General features: G+C 37.8%; 19 protein-coding genes and 1 pseudogene. 5 read left to right on the forward strand and 15 right to left on the reverse strand.

Annotated elements, in window-relative coordinates; translation table 11 throughout:
• Positions 1 to 11 precede the first annotated feature (11 nt).
• Together ACS8E3_RS06220 and hsdR are read right to left on the reverse strand one after the other, a co-directional pair.
• Positions 12 to 1,487: an N-6 DNA methylase gene (locus ACS8E3_RS06220; protein ID WP_439242334.1), complete on the reverse strand. Its 1,476-nt coding sequence runs from the start codon at positions 1,485 to 1,487 to the stop codon at positions 12 to 14.
• Between the two features lie 107 nt (positions 1,488 to 1,594).
• Positions 1,595 to 4,027 (reverse strand): EcoAI/FtnUII family type I restriction enzme subunit R, encoded by a 2,433-nt coding sequence (hsdR, locus tag ACS8E3_RS06225; RefSeq protein WP_198551976.1) that lies wholly within the window; start codon positions 4,025 to 4,027, stop codon positions 1,595 to 1,597.
• Between the two features lie 436 nt (positions 4,028 to 4,463).
• Between hsdR and ACS8E3_RS06230 the strand changes: the two genes are divergently transcribed.
• The gene (locus tag ACS8E3_RS06230; RefSeq protein ID WP_157824044.1) at positions 4,464 to 5,066 is read left to right on the forward strand and encodes a sce7726 family protein; all 603 of its coding nucleotides are present in this window, start codon (positions 4,464 to 4,466) and stop codon (positions 5,064 to 5,066) included.
• Here the strand turns inward: ACS8E3_RS06230 and ACS8E3_RS06235 are convergent.
• From ACS8E3_RS06235 to ACS8E3_RS06250, 4 genes are all read right to left on the reverse strand, one after another.
• On the reverse strand, positions 5,005 to 6,084 hold the full coding sequence (locus ACS8E3_RS06235) for a beta family protein (protein ID WP_101211425.1): 1,080 nt from the start codon (positions 6,082 to 6,084) through the stop codon (positions 5,005 to 5,007). The genes ACS8E3_RS06230 and ACS8E3_RS06235 overlap by 62 nt on opposite strands.
• Positions 6,071 to 7,324 (reverse strand): ImmA/IrrE family metallo-endopeptidase, encoded by a 1,254-nt coding sequence (locus tag ACS8E3_RS06240; protein WP_101211424.1) that lies wholly within the window; start codon positions 7,322 to 7,324, stop codon positions 6,071 to 6,073. Before ACS8E3_RS06240 ends, ACS8E3_RS06235 begins: the two co-directional genes overlap by 14 nt.
• A 3-nt stretch (positions 7,325 to 7,327) precedes the next feature.
• Entirely contained in the window at positions 7,328 to 7,801 is a 474-nt protein-coding gene (locus ACS8E3_RS06245) for a DUF6932 family protein (protein ID WP_101211423.1), read from the reverse strand.
• Between the two features lie 329 nt (positions 7,802 to 8,130).
• Positions 8,131 to 8,340, reverse strand: a complete 210-nt coding sequence (locus ACS8E3_RS06250) for a helix-turn-helix domain-containing protein (protein WP_101211422.1) — start codon at positions 8,338 to 8,340, stop codon at positions 8,131 to 8,133.
• A gap of 84 nt (positions 8,341 to 8,424) precedes the next feature.
• On the opposite strand from ACS8E3_RS06250, the gene ACS8E3_RS06255 reads away from it, so the two are divergent.
• Positions 8,425 to 9,711, forward strand: coding sequence for a hypothetical protein (locus ACS8E3_RS06255; RefSeq protein ID WP_101211421.1), 1,287 nt, complete (start codon positions 8,425 to 8,427; stop codon positions 9,709 to 9,711).
• A gap of 123 nt (positions 9,712 to 9,834) precedes the next feature.
• On the opposite strand, the pseudogene ACS8E3_RS06260 reads toward ACS8E3_RS06255, so the two are convergent.
• From ACS8E3_RS06260 to ACS8E3_RS06280, 5 genes and pseudogenes are all read right to left on the reverse strand, one after another.
• Positions 9,835 to 10,406, reverse strand: a pseudogene (locus ACS8E3_RS06260) (IS256 family transposase); the annotation flags it as partial.
• A gap of 71 nt (positions 10,407 to 10,477) precedes the next feature.
• On the reverse strand, positions 10,478 to 11,608 hold the full coding sequence (gene mcrC, locus ACS8E3_RS06265; RefSeq protein ID WP_101211418.1) for a 5-methylcytosine-specific restriction endonuclease system specificity protein McrC: 1,131 nt from the start codon (positions 11,606 to 11,608) through the stop codon (positions 10,478 to 10,480).
• A 1-nt stretch (position 11,609) separates the two neighbouring features.
• Complete coding sequence (locus ACS8E3_RS06270; RefSeq protein WP_101211417.1) at positions 11,610 to 12,977, reverse strand: AAA family ATPase; 1,368 nt, start codon at positions 12,975 to 12,977, stop codon at positions 11,610 to 11,612.
• Between the two features lie 21 nt (positions 12,978 to 12,998).
• The gene (locus tag ACS8E3_RS06275; RefSeq protein WP_198551974.1) at positions 12,999 to 13,982 is read right to left on the reverse strand and encodes a WG repeat-containing protein; all 984 of its coding nucleotides are present in this window, start codon (positions 13,980 to 13,982) and stop codon (positions 12,999 to 13,001) included.
• Positions 13,983 to 14,014: 32 nt separating this feature from the next.
• Complete coding sequence (locus ACS8E3_RS06280) at positions 14,015 to 14,437, reverse strand: hypothetical protein (protein WP_101211415.1); 423 nt, start codon at positions 14,435 to 14,437, stop codon at positions 14,015 to 14,017.
• A gap of 407 nt (positions 14,438 to 14,844) precedes the next feature.
• Between ACS8E3_RS06280 and ACS8E3_RS06285 the strand changes: the two genes are divergently transcribed.
• Together ACS8E3_RS06285 and ACS8E3_RS06290 are read left to right on the forward strand one after the other, a co-directional pair.
• Positions 14,845 to 15,438 carry a hypothetical protein gene (locus ACS8E3_RS06285; protein ID WP_101211414.1) on the forward strand — a complete coding sequence of 198 codons (594 nt, stop codon included), beginning with the start codon at positions 14,845 to 14,847 and terminating at the stop codon, positions 15,436 to 15,438.
• 68 nt (positions 15,439 to 15,506) lie between these two features.
• Positions 15,507 to 15,773: a hypothetical protein gene (locus ACS8E3_RS06290; protein WP_439242339.1), complete on the forward strand. Its 267-nt coding sequence runs from the start codon at positions 15,507 to 15,509 to the stop codon at positions 15,771 to 15,773.
• 209 nt (positions 15,774 to 15,982) lie between these two features.
• Here ACS8E3_RS06290 and ACS8E3_RS06295 read toward each other — a convergent pair whose 3' ends face one another.
• The 4 genes from ACS8E3_RS06295 to ACS8E3_RS06310 all read right to left on the reverse strand — a co-directional run bounded on the left by ACS8E3_RS06295 (position 15,983) and on the right by ACS8E3_RS06310 (position 18,564).
• Complete coding sequence (locus tag ACS8E3_RS06295) at positions 15,983 to 16,336, reverse strand: hypothetical protein (protein ID WP_439242341.1); 354 nt, start codon at positions 16,334 to 16,336, stop codon at positions 15,983 to 15,985.
• Positions 16,337 to 16,383: 47 nt separating this feature from the next.
• The gene (locus ACS8E3_RS06300) at positions 16,384 to 16,983 is read right to left on the reverse strand and encodes a tetratricopeptide repeat protein (protein WP_439242343.1); all 600 of its coding nucleotides are present in this window, start codon (positions 16,981 to 16,983) and stop codon (positions 16,384 to 16,386) included.
• A gap of 313 nt (positions 16,984 to 17,296) precedes the next feature.
• Positions 17,297 to 17,800: a hypothetical protein gene (locus tag ACS8E3_RS06305; RefSeq protein WP_439242345.1), complete on the reverse strand. Its 504-nt coding sequence runs from the start codon at positions 17,798 to 17,800 to the stop codon at positions 17,297 to 17,299.
• Between the two features lie 143 nt (positions 17,801 to 17,943).
• Positions 17,944 to 18,564, reverse strand: coding sequence for a recombinase family protein (locus tag ACS8E3_RS06310; RefSeq protein WP_439242347.1), 621 nt, complete (start codon positions 18,562 to 18,564; stop codon positions 17,944 to 17,946).
• A gap of 272 nt (positions 18,565 to 18,836) precedes the next feature.
• Between ACS8E3_RS06310 and ACS8E3_RS06315 the strand changes: the two genes are divergently transcribed.
• A complete protein-coding gene (locus tag ACS8E3_RS06315; RefSeq protein ID WP_298810263.1) occupies positions 18,837 to 19,688 on the forward strand; it encodes a thymidylate synthase in 852 nt (283 codons plus the stop codon).
• Positions 19,689 to 19,725 lie beyond the last annotated feature (37 nt).

A 19,725-nucleotide genomic window follows, 5' to 3' on the forward strand; every position in this document is an offset into this window, starting at 1 on the left:
TAGATTCATAGCTAGTTGCTCTCTGTCGTGTTAGCAGACAGTGCAGCGCTCAGCACATCTTTTAATTGGCTGCGTAACGTATCGATGCTTTGTTGCTGTTCGGCATAGTCAGCCAGTAGCTTATTAGGATCATAATCAATGACTTCACCTTGGTAGGGGTTGGAGATATCGAGGTTATAGTTACGCTCGATGACCTCTTCAATACTGACCTTCCAAGCGTGATCGTTTTCGACACGACTGGCAAAGCCGTCAGACTCATCACCCCACCAATCAATCTCGGTTTGAAACTCTTCAAACTTCATTGGTTTGGTTTTGCTGTAGTTTTTGACGCCTTCAGGGTAAGGATGCTCATAAAACCAAATATCTTTGGTTGGCTGGCCTTTGGTAAAAAAGAGAATATTGGTTTTAATGCCCGTATAAGGGTTAAACACACCGTTTGGTAAGCGTACGATGGTATGCAGATTACATTCTTCTGTCAGCATCTTCTTTAGCTTGGTTTTTACCCCTTCACCAAACAAGGTTCCATCAGGCAATACGACAGCAGCGCGACCTTTATCTTTCAAGACCTCAATGATTAACTGCAAAAACAAATCTGCCGTTTCACGTGTTTGGAACTCAGCAGGGAAGTTCTTTTCGATACCGTGCTCTTCAGTGCCACCAAAAGGCGGGTTGGTTACGATGACATCAATATCACTATCCCAGCTAGACAGCGGCTTATTTAGGGTATTATCGTGGCGTATCTGTACGGGAACTTCGATACCATGCAGCATCATATTGGTCGTACAGAGCAAATGCGGCAGTTGTTTCTTTTCAAACCCTAAAATTTGTTTTTGTAGTATCTGATGATCTTCAGCAGTTTCGACATAATTGTTTTTGATATGATCAAATGAGCAGGCCAAAAACCCACCTGTACCACAAGCTGGATCCATGACGCGCTCACCGAGCTTTGGATCTACACGGTCAACGATGAAGCGTGTCACGGCACGAGGGGTATAAAACTCACCTGCATTGCCCGCACTTTGTAAATCACGTAGCAGTTGCTCATAAATATCACCAAATAGATGACGTTCGTCCGAACGATTGAAGTCCACTTCGTTGAGTTTATTAATCACTTGGCGTAGTAGTGTGCCGTTTTTCATGTAGTTGTAGGCATCGCTCAAACCTTGACGCACGACAAAGCCACGTGGGTTGGTATCTACTGGTGCCGTTAGGTTCTTTAAATCAGCAAATAGCTCGTCGTTTATAAACTCTAGTAGCTCATCACCAGTGATGCCTTCGGAATCAGCTGCCCAGTTACGCCAAAGGTATTTCTCAGGGATGGGGGTCTTATAGTTTTCTTGTTCGAACTCAAGCGCTTCTTCTTGCGCATCAAATATCTTGAGAAACAATAACCATGACAACTGGCTTAGACGCTGAGCATCGCCATCGACACCAGCATCTTGACGCATGATATCTTGAATAGACTTAATAACTGAACTGATTGACATGTTGTTTCTCTTTTCAATAAACGATAGATTTTCATAAATAGTACGAATAAAACAAGCCTCAATAAGAGGCTTAGATATATGGATTGTAGCTAATTTTTTCTAGTTGCTTAAGCTTGTTTGGGTGGCGGTGCCCAATAGATTTCACTTTCAAGATCACTAATGGCTTGCTGATAATCTTGTTTACTACCGAAGCCTTCTCTGACAATTTCCATCGGACTACCTAATTGATCAAGTGGTTTTACTTTAAGCACGTTTAGGCTTTCGATCTCTTCTACACCCGCATCAGCATACTTATCGAGCAAGGCATTTAGTACTTTTTGAGCAGTGTCTGAATACTTGGTAAAGTAATTGCGCTTCTTAACTTCATTCGCACGTTCACGACGCGTCAAGGGTGGCTGGTCATATACCACATGGCAAATTAGGTCGAAGGGGTCCATGTCTGAACCGACCTCTTCCTGTAGTGCTTCCCAAATAATACCAGCATTTGCCAGCTCATCAATGATGGTTTGTTTGCGCTCAGTATCGTTCCAACGCTTGGTAAACTCGTCCAAACTAGCGAACTGCTTAGTGAAAGTTTTGCGAGTATAGTCCTGAAAAGACTCGGTGACTAGCTTACCATCAGTATCATAATACTGGATACGCTGTGCCGTTACTTTTACAGCTACACCTTTCACATAGTATTTTTTCGCTGGCTCACTGCCGCCAAGGTCGTCACCTGTATCAACGTCACTGCCGCCCATATGGGAGTCATTGTCACCTTCGTTGTTGTGAGACGTTTTAGTATCATAAGTCTCCTCTAATTCGGCCCCTGATTCACCATCTACCATCTCATCTAGCTCATCACTGCCTCCATTGACCTGTGATGGTGTCATTTTCATAACACGCTCAGGAGTACCATCGAAGCGCTCATCGGCAAATAGCTCAGTTGCTTTTTTGAAGTCGAGAATCGTAAACCATAGTTTGCCATATTTATCATTGATACGAGTCCCACGGCCAATAATTTGCTTAAACTTGGTCATCGATTTGATGTTTTGATCTAAGACGATTAGCTTACAAGTTTGGGCATCGACACCAGTCGTCATCAGCTCCGACGTTGTCGCTATCACTGGATAAGGTTTCTTTGGATTGATGAAGTTATCAAGCTGCGCTTTGCCTAACTCATCATCACCCGTGATTTTCATGACATACTTTTCGTTCTTTTTGACCTGCTCTGGATTGCAGTTAATCAAAGCACGGCGCATGCGCTCTGCATGATCAATGTCATTACAGAATACAATGGTCTTGGCCATTGGGTCAGTACGCTGAAGGTAGCTAGTGATGGTCTGAGCCACCAATTCAGTACGCTCATCAATCACTAAAGTGCGATCAAAATCTTTTTGGTTATAGATACGATCTTCAATCAACTCATTACGCTTATCTGTCTGTCCTTTGGTTGGACGCCAACCATGTAGATCGACATCGATATCAATTCGAATTACTTTATAGGGCGCTAAAAATCCATCTTCAATGCCTTGTTTTAAGGTATAAGTATAAAGAGGATCCCCAAAATAATAAGAGTTAGAGACTTCTTTAGTCTCTTTAGGGGTCGCTGTTAAGCCTACTTGTGTCGCGCTATGAAAGTATTCCAATATCTCACGCCAAGCACTGTCTTCAGCAGCGCTACCTCGGTGGCACTCGTCAATGACAATCAGGTCAAAGAAGTCTGGTGCAACCTGTTTAAAGGCTTTCTGATGCTCTTCTGGACCTGTTAACGCCTGATATAAGCCAAGATGAATCTCGAAGGCTGGATCAACCGTACGGCCTTCTATTTTGGTCATCGCAGTGCCAAAAGGCTGAAAGTCATTAACCCGAGTTTGATCGACCAAAATATTACGATCTGCTAAAAACAAGATACGTTTCTTTTCTCTAGCCTTCCACAGACGCCAGATGATTTGAAATGCAGTGTAAGTTTTACCCGTCCCTGTTGCCATTACGAGCAGGATGCGATCCTGTCCACGAGAGACTGCTTCTATGGTCTTATTGATGGCTTGTAACTGATAGTAGCGTGGTGACTTACCACTGCCATCATCGTGATAGTCTTGAGTGATAATAGGCAGTTGAGCTTGCATATAACCTTTCCACTGACAGTACTTATCCCATAGCTCAGCTGGCGTCGGGAAGTCTGCTAGTGAAACTTCTGTTTCAAGGGTAGTGGTATTGGTTTTATCATGAAAAATAAAGCCATCACCATTAGATGAAAATATAAACGGCACTTCGAGTAGCCCAGCATAATCAAGTGCTTGCTGCATTCCTTTACCAATAGAGTGTTTGTTCGCTTTGGCCTCAATAACAGCAAGCGGCAGATTAGGCTTGTGATACAGAACAATATCAGCAGACTTGACTGTTTTACGCACTGCCATCTGACCACGTACGATAACTTTACCATCACGAAGCTTCACTTCCTCGCGAATTTGGGTCATGTCATCCCAGCCTGAGCTTTTAATGGCAGGTAGAATGAACTTGCTGATAATATCTGTTTCAGATAACTCTAATTTGTTGATACCAGCCATGGCAGTAGGCTTCCTATCTAGCTAGCGTTAGGGATAATTGATACTTTAACATATGTTTATTATTTATAGCCCGATATGCTCTCAACCATACAGTAATCTAGCGTATTTGATATAATTGTGATGTGCAAACTAAACTGCACAGATCTTAGATAAATAAAGTATGACCGATTGAGTAGACTTTGTTAAACAGTTCATACTTGGCATTACCAATGATATGATCATAAGGGAAGCTCCTGTTTTCTGCCAGCTTGGTACTACCAATGATATACACATCTGGAAACAGAATTTAAAACCTAAAACAGTTAGAATATAATCTCCATCGCACTACTCAATGGCGCTTTACGGGGCTATGTAAAAGAGCATACTGATGCTTATCGTTTTATAATAAATATTTGCACTATAGGTCAGGTTTGGATACTTCAAAAAAATGAATGCAACAAATGAGCAAGATATCCGTCATGCTTTGCACAATCGATTGCAAAGACAATACTACGCTAAGAGTGAACATTTAGTAGTTGATGAACTATCTTTAGAACATGGTCGTAATCGAATAGATATAGCCTTGTTTGCTAACTACATCCATGGGTATGAAATTAAAAGTTCTAAAGATAATTTACTCAGACTGCCAAATCAGTTATTACAGTATTCAAAAAGCCTGCAAAAAGTTACTTTTGTTGTAGCTGAAAACCATTATAAAGATGTAATGAACTCAACTCCCGAATGGTGCGGGCTTATTTTAGCAACTAAAGGTCCTAGAGGTGGCGTAAGCTTTTGCTCAATTAGGCGAGCAAAAATTAATCCACACGTAGAATTTTTAAGTTTAGCTCACATCCTATGGAAGGCAGAGGTTATCGATTTACTCTATCGATCTGGTGTTACAGAAAGGCTTGAGCATAAATCTAGAAAAGAATTGTATGAGCAATTGAATGTATTTATGACTATTCAACAGTTAGCTTTGGAAATTAAAACTAAATTATTGAAGCGTGGTAACTGGAGAGTTGATGCACAACCTTTGTCATATGATGGTTAATAGCAGCTTGCTTCCATGTTCCTAAGTTGCCAAAGTTTGCTGTTCCATTAGCGGTATCATAAATTCGCTTATCGCCGTCACAAAAGGCGATACCTTTGTACTCTGGTAGGTTAATAACATTTGAGCAAAGGTTAAGCATCTGCTTTGTATTTCCTCTAAATGCTTTAGCCTTTAATACATGCCACTCATGAGGTAGTGTATAAATTAATTTTGCTGACGGATTAATCTTCCTCATATCTATTTGAGGAAGAAATTTTATATTGTCAGTTGTGTAATCACTAAAAGTTGGTGTTTTTTCTTTGAATTTATTTACAAGATAAGGGTATAGCATCCACTCATGACGAGTAAAAACTCCTCCTGGCTGCTTGATTTCTCCTAAATCTAATGAATTTGCTGCTATAACAAAAGAGCGATAATCTTTAAGATTGTTTATATAAGAAATTTTCGTATAAATTAGATTGGAAAATAAAGGGTATGGCTCAAACTTGTCAGGTGTTCTTAAATCAATAATCAGGTCGATATCACCTATGCCAAAATCAAAAAAACTTAATAATTTGTCAATTTCATTATTTATAGTTAATTTATCCAAGTCTTCTAAAAAAAGCCTCAACACAATGCCACATTTTTGAGTGATAACAACTGATTTGATTTCTACTAAATAAGTATTGGATTTTTGGAGTGATATAACTGGAATTAGCTTACATCCCATAGCAAGAGCTTTGGTATATACGTATTTTACAACACTCTCCCCATTATCCATGATCTCTTCTTCTATACTATTATGAAAATCTAAAAGAGCTGGTCTAGTACCCCATTTCTTTTCAATTCTATCTGGCATAGGTTCAATGTGCTCTTGAATAGTTTTCTTTAAACACTTTGCTTCAAAATCATATTCAAGGGGAGGTAAGATTATATAAGGTACAATAAAATCCTTAATTTCTTCTTTGAGCTTATATAATGCCTGGTATTCACTTTGTCGCCACTTTAAAAAAGGAACATAATACTTACTCAAAATCATAGTTGTTATCCCAAAAAAGTTTCCGTACTTGTTTTGATCCTATTTGCTCATTAAATATTTGATAGTTATTGTTTTCTTTTCTTATTCTTCCAGCAATTATGCTTGGATGAATATTGAAATTTTCGGCATCTTCTTTTAATGTCTCTTCATTTAAATAAAATCTACACATACATACATCCCATTGTTCTGCTGGAATTAGGTTGTTCAGAGCAAAATTGTCAGCTTCACTTTCTATCTGATCAGTAGTCATGCCAACATCTTCATCAAATATAGCGATTCGCTCATCATTCAAATGAAGAAAAACATGCCCCAATTCATGTAAAAGAACAAACCAAAAATTATCTAAGCGATCATATCGTAATGTAAGGGCTATTACAGGAGTGGATGTGTTAGGTAGAAGCATTGCAGCACCATCAAGATACGTAGATGGTAAATGTGGCTCTACAATCAATATTATTCCTTTTGATAAAAGAAACTCCTGAGCCTTGAGAGGTCCCTTTGAGTCTGTAGAAATTCTAACTAACTGATTTAACCAAGACAAGTCTTTATTAAACTTGGGGACTTTGCTTTGCTCTGATATTTCTTTTGCTTTTTTGAGAACCTGAATTTGCCATGCAAATAGTGAATACTCACTAGGAAAATTTCCATTAAAGCTAAACTTCCTATGTAATGCTACTTCATACTTACCATTTCCAAAAATATCTGTAACTAGTCCTTTAATATAACTTATTGGATCAGCATCTCCCGACGGCAACCATCCGCGTCTTAGCATTTCTCTAATTGGAAATTTATCCCAAGAAACCTGAGAGCTATTAGCATCTAAATTACTAGATATTTTTTCTTTCAAATAGTCATTTATCTTTAACAAGGAAATAACATCTAAATTTTTATTTAGATATGCCTCTTGCCTTTTTACTTCTTCAACATTAGTCCTTAAAATAGCAGCTATTTCTTCTTGAGAAATATCATTTGCTATTCTTATATAGACTAGATTTTCTGGAGATTTTATTACATCTTCTCTGATGGGATTTTTGTTCTTAAAATTTCTACTAATTTCCAGATAATAATCTCTTTGCTCGACTAAATTATTTAAGAGCGCGTTTAATGAATTAAGCTCTATTTTTAGTAAAATAGGGCTTATAGAAGTGTCAAATTTTTTTTTGTCCACTTCGGAAACAGTTGCTCTTATTTTCTCGATTTTCTGTTCCGTTAAATGAAATTCAAAAGAGTTTAAGATCATTTTCTATACTCCTTGAGAAAAAACATAAAATTCAGTTTGAAGGTCTATGACGATAATCCCTTTTTCCTGATTTGTATGTTTTTCATTCTTAAAAAACTCCTTAAATAATTTTCCAGAAGCTCCTTCTGTACAGTTAGGATAAAGCTCTCCTCCAAACCGTTCTTTTTGGGCAATAGTACCGTTTTCAATATTCCAAATAATAGGGTCAAGTGAATCTAAGTCAACTTCCTCAATACTCCAACAAGCATCAAAATCACTAGGTATATCCTTTTCTGTTACATAACTTCCATCAAGATATAAATATTGGCACCCTGATTGAGCGAGTAAACTAGCTGCAGATACAAGACCATTAAATAAGTTAAGCCTATGACTGTTAAACGCTAAAAGCTCTTTGACTTCTTGTAAGGTAGCAGGATGCTCACCTGGAGGCAAAATGCGCCATGGTGCTCCATTCAGTGTTTGAAAAATAGGCAACATAATTTTCAGTATTTAATTATTGATAAATTGATTATAGCAAATATTAGAATATTGTTTTCTTTTATAGTAAATCCAAAATAAAATTAGTACATCCCATATCATGGAGCAGTTTAGGTAGATTTTTCTCCATCTATCCTTGTCGTAGAAATTCAGCTTGTACCCAGACTATAAAAATCGTTTTTGATATAAATACAAGTAACATTTTCTGTCTGTATTCGATAGGGTACACCTTATATAAAGCTAGGTCTTTAGCTGTAGTAGGTGAACGCTTTTTTAATCTGCCGTTAATGGCAAGATCAGGCGAATGATTTAAAACAATAATAGGTGCTTTAGACTAAATTTCGTATCTCAATATCTAACGCATCGCATATTTCATACGCTTTCTTCAGAGTAATGTTTTTCTCTCCACGCTCAATGTTTCCCATATAGCTACGATCAATACCTGCCATCTCCGCCAATCTTTCTTGGGATATTCCTTTGCTTTTTCGCATCTCACGGACACGCTTTCCAAAGGCAATCATACGCTCATCTGTTGTCATCTCATTAACCACTGCTAAAGATAGCAATACTCACAGTGGTAAGCTACAATATCCACGGGATATAGTCGGTATTGAGAGGTGAGCGTGAAAACTAAACTAGAGTATCAGTCAGATATAACAGAAACTAATAAGCTGATCTGTGAGAGGTACTGGCTAAGAGAAGCCGACAAACGAAGTGGTTTTATATATACCTGTAAAGAGATAGGTCAAGAGTTTGATGTTAAGCATCAGGATATACCTAGTATCGTTAAAATAAATGCTCATCTTGTCGTACTGGACTGTCAATGCATAGACTGCGGTACAACTAAGATTTGCCATACTCGTTCACAGCTTACTCAATTAAAACCTGATAGTTGGCGGTGTGATGATTGTTGGGATACGTTTCAAGAGAGAAGGAATCAAGAGTATTTAGAATATAATCTTAAGCAAGATCGTTTAGCAGAAGAGTATAAACAGGACGTTCTAGCATACATTAACTACTACAGAGATATTCAATTAACCAACATCCCTGTATTAACTGCACTTAACGATGTGGATAGGTTTTTACTTGCTGCGACAGTAGAGAGCTTAGGGGTAGAGAATCTTAGAACTACAGTTTCTCTACGCGATAATTTATTATTACCTCTATCACCGTTCTCTAAATTAGATGAAGAGATACTACATCATCTCTTTAAGCGAAATCTGCTTATACTCGCTCCTGAAAATAGCTACAAATACGTAACCATCGACGAAGAACAAGAGTTAGAAGTAGATTTCTATCAAGCGATTTTTGAGTTTTCTTATAGTATTGAGAATCTTACTAAAATCTCGATAAACGCTAAATCTAGAAAAAATACCAGTGCTCTAGTAGCGGATAGTCAATTTAAGAGCTGGTGTGAAAAGGTACAGCTAGGAGAGTGTTTAAACTACCTAATCACTAGGTCAAGACTGAACGATCTAGCACCGCCTATTGGCGACAAGCTAATTAGCATTCTCAGAGCATGTTTAGCTGAATACTCTGTATCGACCATACATTATATAATTTATGAAGCGGTTGAAAGTGCAGCTGCATATGTGCAAAAACCAAATATTACTAGAAAGCGTGCATCAAACTCTATTTCTGACAATATCGAGAGAATTTTCGATAAGCTATATAGCGGTAGTTGGACTCCCAATATAGCTTGTCGTAACTTTAGCCACCCTCAATCTGCGATGGCAAAAATATTTTTTGATTATATGTTCGGAGTAAATGATGGTGGTTTTTATTACACTCTTGATGAGCTGTTCAGTCCATATAGGTCTCAGAAAGCTCTAGAGCAAGTAAGTTATGCAACTCTAGGAAATACTATAAGTACTAGTTATTCAATCAGAATAGCTTCTAATATCAACTAATACCGATTTCTAAATCTTTAATAAAATTAAATCAGCTGAGTAAGCCATATCAGTAAGAGAAAGATTATCCAGATAAAAGACTATATGACTTGCTGAGCAAATTTATTATTACTAATAAGAAGTAGATAGCCATATGCCAAGCAGCTTTTTCTTACCGCTAGAGTTGATGCCTAAGGCTAAGTAAATGGCTTTGTTGTTGACCTGCTTGTCTTAACGTACATTAACGACAATATAGTCCAAATAGACGATAGGATAAACAAAGTTTAATGGCCGGTTCTGCCAAGCGGTGATGTCTTCCAAGATGTTGTCAGTGACTCTTGAAGCTAAGCTGCTTGAGATATCGACGTCATAGAACTCTTTAACCGTTTCGACAATCTCAGTGGTAGTTTGACCTTTGACGTAAAAAAAATGATTTTATCGTCAAGACCTGAGATATGAGTTTAATGCTTACTGACCAGCACAGGCTCAAAGCTGCTATCACGGTCTCTAGGAGTGGATATCTCAATATCGCCTGTGTCACTGCGGACGGTCTTTTTAGTGTGTCCACTGCGCTTATTAGGCTTGTCTGCTTTTTCATGCTTGGGGTAGCCGAGATGGTCTTCCATCTCAGCTTCAAGAGCAGTGTCGATAAAGGATTGCATGAGCTGCTTTTGAAAGTCTTTGGTATCCTCAAAGCTGTTCATGCTACCAGCCATTTGCTCGGCCAGTTTTTTAAGGTCAGATTGGTTCGTCGTTGCTTATTCTCCGGTTAGTGGATTATAAGCAGTTACACAGTTTTTAGGAAAGGCTCGACATTAAAGCTACATTGCACAATTTTCAATAACTGTTCTCGGACCTCATTTGCTGTAGTGTTTAGATCTACAGTAGTAAAGCTTATTTTATGGTTTTGAATAATGACATACTCATTGATATTCTCACCTATCGAAGGATGAATAAATAGACCACAAGCATTCTTGTTAAGAGGATCGTTACTGTCCTCTTGAGACCTCAAGTAAGCATACATCTGATACAGATACCCACTTCTTAACGTTTCATCTCGATACCATCCACTTGTAACTACAGCATTAAACTTAGTATCTATAACAATGCGATACGCCAAGTCCGTATTATCAATGATGATGTCCGTCTTCATATTAGGAAAAATCTTATCCATTCCTGAACTTTTATCATCTATTTGCCATTTAAGTACTTTCCCTGCACTGACGCGATAACATTGATTTGACAGAACTGTATCATAAAACCCAGCGACGCCTTTTTCAAAAAGCTTGCGAAGCCACGGCAGATCATCTCTATCAGGTAAAGGTAAAGTAGTGCAACCCTTAGACTCAGTAGGCAGTGCTAGATTAAAGGCAAGATGTGCGGCCGTCACCATAGGCTTATCTTTAGCATCGTGCCTTCCAAATCTATCCAATGATATTTCACTACGACTAGGGCGTATTTGACTAACCCCCATTCGTCTTAGACGTATATCTAGCGATCGACACCGATGAGCCAAATCTTTTCGTTTAACGACTTTAGAAATAACCTCAAGAGCTGCCCTAACATATTTATTACGCGGTGTATCAATGGTTAACTCATCAAAGCTGCAGGAGATCTTACCTCGCTCAAGTAACCTGCCTCTTTCAGTGTCAAGCAGGTCTATTTTTCCACGAACTCGGCTAACTACTGCTTCACGATGATGATACGCATAACTTAGGTTTAGCTGAATGCGACGTTCAACGCGGCGGCACAGTATTTCTGCAACCAGTTCTGGAATATCATCAGGGTTTTCTTCAACAGCGACATTGGCTATATTAAGCTCTTTATAGATATCTGAAGCATACAGCATGAGTAACCATAGATTACGAACGGGTATTTTGCCAATATACCCGTTCTTTTCATCAAGCTTGATAGACATACTATAAGCCTTCAACTAAATGCTTTTGAGCTTTTTGAGATTTTTCGAGATCATCGAACCAGTATTCATCCAGTAAAGGCGCTATTTCTGTTGCGACAACGTCACTAAACCATGCTTTTTGATTATTGATTTTCATATTACCAGCTGGTGTCACATAACTATGTCCTACCTGAAATTGCGCACCAAGATTTTTGTCTGCTGAGATCTCATTGTTTAAGTCAGTCATACGACTATCAATCTGTCTTAAGAAATCGATATCGATACCATTTTGAGAGTGTACCCAGCGTTGCCAAGCTTTTCCAAGTGTAGGTTCTAAGTCAATAAAAGCAAAGCGGCGACGCAAGGCGAGATCAACTAGTGCAAGTGATCTGTCGGCAACGTTCATAGTTCCCACAACGTATAAGTTTTCAGGTATGAATACACGTTCACCATCAGACTTTTTATAAGATAGCTCTAACGCTTCATCTGGGTTTCTCTTGTCCGTTTCCAGTAGTGTGAGCATCTCACCAAATACTTGGGCTGGGTTGCCACGATTAATCTCTTCAATGACGATGACATACTCTTTTTCAGGATTTTCTATCGATTTTTTTATCATCTCCATAAAAGGTCCATCTACTAATGATAATCGACCTTCCCCTGAGGGCCGCCAACCACGTATGAAGTCTTCATAAGAGAGATTTGGATGAAACTGTACCGCTTTTATTTGATTGTCATTACGCTGACCGATTAAGGCAAAGGCTAATCTCTTAGCTAGCCACGTTTTGCCAGTCCCAGGAGGTCCTTGTAAGATTATATTTTTTTTAGCTTCTAGGCGTTCGAGTGTTTTTTCGATTTTAGCCTTAGGTAAAAAACATCCGTCTTTGATAATACTGTCTACATTATAAGAATCTCTATTCTTTTCAGTAGTCAAAACATCATGAGATGTCTGAACATCAAGTCCTTGTACTGAGCTTTCATCCAATAAGCGATATGAATCTCTACTTAACTGCTCTAGTTGATTGTTTTTCCTCATCACCCCTAAACAATGTACAACAGTTCCCTCTATATCTTTCCTACCAGGCCATCTTTTGTCGAGATCGTTCTCAAATCTGTCTAAAAACTCTTGTTTTGTAAACTCAGATGAGCTTTTATCGCAGCATAGCTGATAAACTTGACAAGCTATCATCTCTTGCCAAGTATTGTATTTTTCAGTGCATTTTATACGGGTAACGGATGTTTCTTGTACGTCGCTAAGATTCATCTTATCAGCAAGATTAATATCCTCTTCAAACTGCCAAGTGCTTTTTTGAATCAAATGACCTATATCGTTTAGTGTAGTACGAGTCATCCAAGAGGGCTGCATAGCGACTGATTGAACATAATTATTCATAGCGTATTCCTTAATATACTTTTACCAACTTTGGGATTCATATTTTTTGATAACAGCATCCCAATTAGCATAGAACGTTTCACTAATGACATTACCTTGATTGTCAAGCGTATATCTTGTAATACTACTTTCGTGTGGTTTACTAGCATCAGTGTATTGATACATATTTATTTTACCTTCTTTGTAGTAGCAATCATCGTAGTATGCGTCGCTCCAAGTTTGAATATTGGGCGCATCGTACTTAGGTTCCACGATAAAATTACCAGATTTATCGATAACACCCCATTTACCAGTCTCATAGTCACCCACTCGAACGGCTGCTAAACCCTCTGAAAAATCACAAGCACGATCCCATTTTGCTTTAATTGAGATATTGCCATTGGTATCAACAAAACCATATTGACTGCCATTATTCCAATGATTACTTTCAGTATACTGAGCCAGTCCATCTGAATAAGAGTGAAGAAAGTTAAATTTAAAAGGAACAATAGTTTTTCCTGATTGATCAATAGCTCCATATTTCTCTTTCAAGCTTACGACTGCCAACCCGTCTTGAAATGCTTCTGCTGACTGATACTGATAGGGAATGATAAGTTCTCGTTGCTTATTCATATATCCATACTTACCATTACGATAAACAGCCACTAGCCCTTCACTAAAGCTCTTATAGTCAGTATCCACACCTGTATCATTAGCTTCATGCTCAACAGGAATAACCAATCTACCCTTGTTATCAATAAAGCCCTGAAGGTTTTTATAGCTTAGATTACCTTCTTCATCGTAGCCCTTTTTTATTTTTCCAACATAAGCTAAACCATCAGAAAAATCTCCACAAGCCTCAAACAGACCAGTAGGAACCACCACTTCACCCAAACTATTTTTGTAGCCACAATCCCAGCTGTCTGTTGACTCTTCATAAAAGCGCTGCAAATCTGCATTTGCAACTGAGCAGTACATTAAAATTAATAGACTAGCACTCACTGTTTTTAAAAAACTTTTATTCATTGATATTCCTACGTTTTTTATTGTTAAGGCTATTATTTTGTCCATCCATTTTTATCTTCTATATATAGCAATACTGCTAACCCCCCTTCATAGTGGTCAGGAATATACCCTCTATTATCAGTATAGTACTCTGCACCTTCTATAAAGCGATTTGATCTATCTGCAGACCAACCAAAACCCATAGAAAGCCCTCTATTTCGTCCTTGATCATCATAAGTCCAGCCTCTTTTGGCGTAGTACTTAATGTCATGGGCACCCTCATAACGATAAGAGTCAGGAATATCTCTCCATTGTTTAGATAAGGCGATAAACCCATTGCAATAGATATCACCTTTACATTCGGATACATTCGGTGCAGTTTTTGGATTATTATAAGTATTCATCATCTCAGGCAGTCCTGCGAAACTATAAGTACTGCTGATTGCCAAAATTAATGTCAGACATATTTTTTTCATATAACACCCCTTGATGAATAGTTGTTTGGTATTACTATCGTCTAAATCTATTTCTATTGCAATGACTCGAGAGTCCTGTGCGACATTAAATGACGCATCTGTAGAATTTGACTAAAAAATTCTTAAATTGACAAATAAAATATAACTTCAAAGAGCAGATAATAGGAGATTTTCAGCTGGGATAGCTCAGTCTTTTGCACAGATAGGTATAAACATGAGTGAATATGGAAAAAATGTAGCGAGCTGTACAACCTATCAAAACCTCTTAAATAGTCAAATTATGTCGGACACGACGTATAATGTCGTAAAGAAGATCTACATACTATGCAATATAAAATTATTTTGGTAATCTCAATAAAAGGTAAAAAACAAACGTATGTGTACACTATTTAATTGAGGAGATAGTAATGATTATTGCACTAAGAGGTTACGGTACATTTATTTACGCTGGTACAGTAGCAAAGAATACTTATGAGTATTTCGAAGATGAAGACATTGACTTACAGGAATATGCTGAATATTTAGACGATCCTGAATCAAGTAATTTAAAAATACCTAAAGAGCACGATTTTGTTGATGGTGGTTGTCTGTATGATATGGATAATTTGTGGTGTATATCAGGCGCAGAATTAACTAGTGACTGTATTTTGAGTGTAGATTTAGAGAATGGAGATGATGATTGGGAATGTTCCCTTGATTTAGGTACCTTAGAAAAACTCGGAATTAAGACAAAATGTATTAGTTCATCTACTAGGGTGATAATGGATTTACCTTCAGATACTGCTATATTTATGGCTAAGGAAACCACTGAAGGGCTACAGTTCGAGGAAAATCAGATTATATCTAGTAGTGATTTTGACCCAACAAAGTTAGAAATTTATTATCATGAGTATATAGATACGGACATAATCAAACATATAAAGTACGATGGAAGAGAGTATTTTGGTAGTAACTTTGAATGGGATGCAAAAGATAAAGAGTTTAAATGGCTCTTGTGGTGATTGACAATTATAGAGATTTCACACAGTGGCTTTCATTAAAAACTCATAAAATTAGGTTATAGATAAATATGTTAACTAAGAAAACGACTACTCGTGGGGATAATTATATTGAACTACTCAGTTTAGCTAAGTCTAAAAATCTGACACTTAGGCGTGCTAATAAATCAGGTGAAACTCCTATGAGGTTTGAGGTTGTTCGTAGAGGTGCTTCAAAAAATGAGCAACCTTTTATTGATAACTTAACACCTGAGCAAGTCAATAATAATAGTCCATTAAGTGAGGGATTTACCTTAAAAGAATTTATTAGCCAGTTTAAAACAGTATGTCCCAGCTGAACTAGTTAAAAAGGCTCATTAATCTACTTATAGTGGATTAATGAGTAGTGAGCAGTTTAGGTGTTTCTTTAGCTACATCAGCAATCAGATGCCGTGAGCACTTAGTCATCTTTTGAATATCAGAATAGCTATGACCTGATTTCAGAAGACTAGCAATATAAATAGTTTTGATGGTATCAAGGACTTTCAAAAGCAGCCGCGAGAACTCATCATTTACCCTCTGCTTTAGCTCTATCCTCACCTGAAATAGCAAAAGGTCCTTTTATAAACCAATCATCGTTAGCTTTGGTAAAGCTCCAGCCTCTTGTATCTACTTGTCTCTCTCCTTCATAGTCAATACCTACTGATACCACACAAAAATATTTACCCTCAGTTTCTGTGGCTTTACATTCAGTGTAATCGAGTTCTACCTGATCTTTTAAAGATTGATCAGACATATTGCGTGTGACTTTAGATACCACAAGTTCTTTTATTTCAGAGTCACTTGGAGCTCCACTAGATGAACATGCAATGACTGGTAAAATAAGAGCAGATAACGCGAATAATTTTAATCTTTTTAACATTTTTTACCTCAATTTTTCTAAAAAGTATTAACCTACTTATCATCGCCTTAAGTATCGGACATATTTTTCAAATTAACTTTTGCTGCATCGCTACCATTAACAGCTGCTTTGGTGAACCATTCAATAGCCTTATCATGGTCTATTTCTTTTATTTCAGAAAGTGCTTTCGCTACGTCTAGATAATCAAAGCTTTTAGGGTTATCAAGTCCGAAATCTTTAAATAGTTCTTCATAATCCTTAGGTGATAATTCTGTTTCATTTATTTCATGATCATGCAGTATCGTATATACAGCTTCGGGAGTCTCTTTACCATCACGATAGATTAACCCTAGATTATTTTGAGCATCAGCATGACCTTGTTCAGCTGCTTCTGTGAACCATTTAAATGCTTCGTAATCACTCTGCGGAATAGCTAAACCCTCTTTGTACATTAATCCTAGATTGTTTTGAGCATCAGCATGACCTTGTTCAGCTGCTTTCGTAAATAACTCAAATATCTTTTTATAGTCGTATTTAACTACAGATATATCGCTGTCTGAAATTCCTTCTGTACCATTTTTAAGAATTGCACCTATACAAGCATTTACGCTAGCTTCGGTTGGCTCCCACCGTATCTTTGTTTCTTCTGTAACTATAGGTTCATTCATAAGTCATTCCTTAAGGTTGTAAATCCGGACAAATTTTCATCTCTTAACTTACAGCAATTATTTTAAATATGAAACTAGCTTCAGGAGGAAGGCGACAATTAATGTCGCAAAGTAGATAAGTTAGCTTGTGTAAGGTTAGATAAACTAAATCCACAAAAAATATTTTATGCTGAGAGGAGGGTAACTAGACAGCTTATTTAGTCCTATTTACCATGTAACCTAGGTTCAAAAGGATCAATCCAATAAAAAAGGATGCCACCAATTTGGTAAGCATCCTATTGAGGTGTGAAATACTTGTTAAAGCAATACTCTCTTATTTACAGTAAGTATTGAACAGCACACCTACTGCCTTACGAGGAATATGATCAGTCCAACCCTCATCGCCAAGTCCAGGTCCATACTTACCACCAATTGCCATGGAATCTTTTAAACTGATACGCTCGTTGTCACCCCTTTCGATGTATGAGTTACGAGGGTTTTGACAGTTAAGTAAAACCCAGTCGTCAAATTCTTCACTAGGAAAGGCATAACCAGCGCCTCTAACGCGAGCTAATGCATACTTTACTTTGCCATTTTCTTTAATAATCGTGTGTGGACTTGTATAGTACGTTTCGTTTTTGATCTCAGCCGAACTCTCCCAAATTTGTGTCATCCTAGCATCGGGTTTCTCTGCTTTACCAAACTCAGTGTAAGAGTAGACGTCAATATAAGGTACTTCATCAGGATATTTGTTTTCATACAATATAGCTGTAGCCCCAACCTGACTACTGATTAGACCAAACCCCAAAACAGCGAGACCAACCACTGAGTTCTTCATAAAAAGTCCTATAGTTAAATTTTAGACCAAAATCTCCGGACATTTATTGTACTATAAAGATAGATTAATGTTCGTTTTTATAGCATATATTTAATTATAATATTAGAGATACTTACTGTTCACTTATTATGGCTTGCCTTAAATCATGTTGATTTTGACTCTTTAACGACCTCAGCAATCAGCTGACGTGAGCACTTAGCCATCACCTGTATCTCAGAATAGCTATGACCAGCTTTCAATAAGCTTGCGATGATTTTGCGTTTCTTAATATCCTTCCTTCGTCCTTTATACTTGCCTTCAGATTTTGCATGTGCAATACCTTGCATCTGACGATTGCGGCGATCCTCGTAGTCTTTACGAGCAATGGCAGCAAGCATATCAAGTAGCATATCGTTAATGGCACGTAATACGCTATCCATAAACTCAGAGCTATTCGCTTGCTGCAGAGCCATATAAGACGTTGGCAACTCTTTTGATACTACAGAGAGGCGTTTAGCTGACAGCTTTTGCTTGAGGGTGTCCCAGTCGGTTGGGTTGAGCCGCGCTAAGCGGTCTATCTGCTCGACCAAGATCACATCGCCTTCATGAGCATCATCAATCAACTGCATCAGCTTTGGGCGCTCTAGCGTTGCCCCTGATTCGTTCTCAATATAGAAAGCGGCAATTTTGTGGTCATGATCGTTGGCAAATGCTATGAGTTCGCTTTTAGCACGTTTGGCGTCTTGTTCTTTGGTAGAAGCGCGGAGGTAGGCTCTGATAAACATAAACACCTAAAATAGTCTATTATAAGTGGTTCCATTATAGCAGTCTATTTTAAGTGGTCTATTTATCGTTTTAGAGGTCTGTTTAGTTGGTTCCCTTGGGGTATAGTCTTTTGATAAGTTATTAAGACAATTAGTTGTTACGAACAGGTTTGTACAATTGAGCCTTGAAACTTTATAATGCTCAATGAAATCAAAAGGTAAAATGTCTTGTGCACGCAGTTCAACAAAAATCACCTTTTGAGATAAGTGTGTATTCCAATTAAGGTTATTGAATGAAACAGTATCTAGATTTATGTCAACGTATAGTTGATGAGGGTGTATGGGTAGAGAATGAACGAACTGGAAAACGTTGCTTAACCGTTATTAATGCTGATTTAGACTACAACGTAGGAGCTAATGAGTTTCCCTTAGTAACTACTCGAAAGAGTTATTGGAAAGCAGCTATCGCAGAGTTGTTGGGATATCTACGTGGTTATGATAGCGCAGATCAGTTTCGAGCTATTGGATGTAATACATGGAACGCCAATGCCAATGAAAATGCAGCTTGGCTAGCTAATCCTTATCGTAAAGGTAAGGATGATATGGGCCGAGTTTATGGTGTACAGGGACGAAGATGGCGTAATTCAGTAGGAGAGGAGTTTGACCAACTTCGTAAGATTTATAATAACTTGCGAAACGGTATTGATGATCGAGGTGAAATTCTAACCTTCTACAATCCAGGTGAGTTTCATATGGGATGTTTACGTCCTTGTATGCATACCCATACGTTTTCATCGTTAGGAGGAAAGCTGTATTTGACTTCATCACAACGTTCATGTGATGTACCATTAGGTCAAAATTTTAATCAGATTCAAGTGTTTACCTTACTAGCTCTCATGGCTCAAATTACGGGCCACGAGGCTGGAAAAGCTTATCATAAGATCGTAAATGCACATATTTATGAAGATCAATTAGAATTAATGCGTAACGTGCAATTAAAACGCGAACCTTATCCGGCACCTAAGCTTCATATTAACCCTGAGATTAAGTCTCTCGAAGATATTGAAACATGGGTAACATTGGATGACTTTAAAGTTGAAGGATACCAGTATCATGAGTCTATTGCCTATCCATTCTCAGTTTGATATCAGCATAAAGTGAAAGCTGAGAAAAGTGATAAAT

The organism is Psychrobacter sp. 2Y5, from assembly GCF_051847375.1.
In the GTDB taxonomy this organism is placed as follows: Bacteria; Pseudomonadota; Gammaproteobacteria; order Pseudomonadales; family Moraxellaceae; genus Psychrobacter.

Coding starts and splice junctions, on each gene's coding strand:
- ACS8E3_RS06220 (WP_439242334.1), bottom strand. CDS start 1,487: ATGTCAATCAGTTCAGTTATTAAGTCTATTCAAGATATCATGCGTCAA.
- ACS8E3_RS06230 (WP_157824044.1), top strand. CDS start 4,464: ATGAATGCAACAAATGAGCAAGATATCCGTCATGCTTTGCACAATCGA.
- ACS8E3_RS06235 (WP_101211425.1), bottom strand. CDS start 6,084: ATGATTTTGAGTAAGTATTATGTTCCTTTTTTAAAGTGGCGACAAAGT.
- ACS8E3_RS06240 (WP_101211424.1), bottom strand. CDS start 7,324: ATGATCTTAAACTCTTTTGAATTTCATTTAACGGAACAGAAAATCGAG.
- ACS8E3_RS06245 (WP_101211423.1), bottom strand. CDS start 7,801: ATGTTGCCTATTTTTCAAACACTGAATGGAGCACCATGGCGCATTTTG.
- ACS8E3_RS06250 (WP_101211422.1), bottom strand. CDS start 8,340: ATGACAACAGATGAGCGTATGATTGCCTTTGGAAAGCGTGTCCGTGAG.
- mcrC (WP_101211418.1), bottom strand. CDS start 11,608: ATGTCTATCAAGCTTGATGAAAAGAACGGGTATATTGGCAAAATACCC.
- ACS8E3_RS06270 (WP_101211417.1), bottom strand. CDS start 12,977: ATGAATAATTATGTTCAATCAGTCGCTATGCAGCCCTCTTGGATGACT.
- ACS8E3_RS06275 (WP_198551974.1), bottom strand. CDS start 13,982: ATGAATAAAAGTTTTTTAAAAACAGTGAGTGCTAGTCTATTAATTTTA.
- ACS8E3_RS06280 (WP_101211415.1), bottom strand. CDS start 14,437: ATGAAAAAAATATGTCTGACATTAATTTTGGCAATCAGCAGTACTTAT.
- ACS8E3_RS06285 (WP_101211414.1), top strand. CDS start 14,845: ATGATTATTGCACTAAGAGGTTACGGTACATTTATTTACGCTGGTACA.
- ACS8E3_RS06290 (WP_439242339.1), top strand. CDS start 15,507: ATGTTAACTAAGAAAACGACTACTCGTGGGGATAATTATATTGAACTA.
- ACS8E3_RS06295 (WP_439242341.1), bottom strand. CDS start 16,336: ATGTTAAAAAGATTAAAATTATTCGCGTTATCTGCTCTTATTTTACCA.
- ACS8E3_RS06300 (WP_439242343.1), bottom strand. CDS start 16,983: ATGAATGAACCTATAGTTACAGAAGAAACAAAGATACGGTGGGAGCCA.
- ACS8E3_RS06305 (WP_439242345.1), bottom strand. CDS start 17,800: ATGAAGAACTCAGTGGTTGGTCTCGCTGTTTTGGGGTTTGGTCTAATC.
- ACS8E3_RS06310 (WP_439242347.1), bottom strand. CDS start 18,564: ATGTTTATCAGAGCCTACCTCCGCGCTTCTACCAAAGAACAAGACGCC.
- ACS8E3_RS06315 (WP_298810263.1), top strand. CDS start 18,837: ATGAAACAGTATCTAGATTTATGTCAACGTATAGTTGATGAGGGTGTA.